2 protein-coding genes are annotated in these 848 nt (G+C 32.3%); both read right to left on the bottom strand.

Annotated elements, in window-relative coordinates:
• The coding region (locus RBH29_RS17785; RefSeq protein WP_306698350.1) for a stalk domain-containing protein at positions 1-205 on the bottom strand (205 nt) is incomplete at its 3' end.
• A gap of 61 nt (positions 206-266) precedes the next feature.
• A partial coding sequence (locus RBH29_RS17790; RefSeq protein WP_306698351.1) for a hypothetical protein occupies positions 267-848 on the bottom strand: 582 nt, incomplete at its 5' end.

Raw genomic sequence — 848 nt, forward strand, 5'->3', positions numbered from 1 at the left:
TTACATCAGCTCCTAATGCTTCACTTACAAATCTTACAGGTACTTGTGTTCTACCATTTGAATCAATAAAGGGCAAAGCATCAGGAAAGTCTATTCTCGAACCATCTACCAATACACGAAGTGGTACTTCAAAAGCTAGGATGTTTGTTGACAGAATTGTTGTTATTATAAGCATAAGTGCCAATGTTAAAGTGATTTTTTTCATTTTCTCAAGACCTCCATTTTAATAAGTTTAGTTTTTTATACAATTTCAAAACTCCAAAATTTTAATTTGTTAAAAAGGATTCCGCTTGCTCAAATTCCTGTGATACTTCATTCTTTTTTTCTCCATTTTCATCTATCTCATAAACATAAGCACCATCATGAAACACAATTGCAACTGTACTTCCCTTGTTTCCTTCATTTACACAATAGACTATTTCTGATTTATCTTCTAAATCTTCTAAATGTGGAGAAGGCGTAATCATTAACAACTCACCACCTATAGAATCTCCTATTGTATGATGATCTCCTGATAAATATGCACTACCTCTAACCGATATATATATTCTGTCTCCTCCTGTATATGGATTTATAATATCATCTTTATATATTTCATCCAAAACCATAGAATATCTAGAAGAATTACCATTTCTTGTATATGCAGACCTGTCTGCTGACTCCACAAGATAATCTAAAAATATTTCTGCATTTGTTCTATCACCACTACCTCCTGATGTTTCTGTATCTGTTTCAGATACTGTATCTGCATCATTATCAGACTGTTGATTATCATTTCCTCCTCCACATCCTGTCAATATAAGTCCTACTGACAATGTCACTACTAAAAATATTTTTTTCACTTTAAC

This window comes from Herbivorax alkaliphila (genome assembly GCF_030848475.1).
Lineage (GTDB): Bacteria > Bacillota > Clostridia > Acetivibrionales > Acetivibrionaceae > Herbivorax.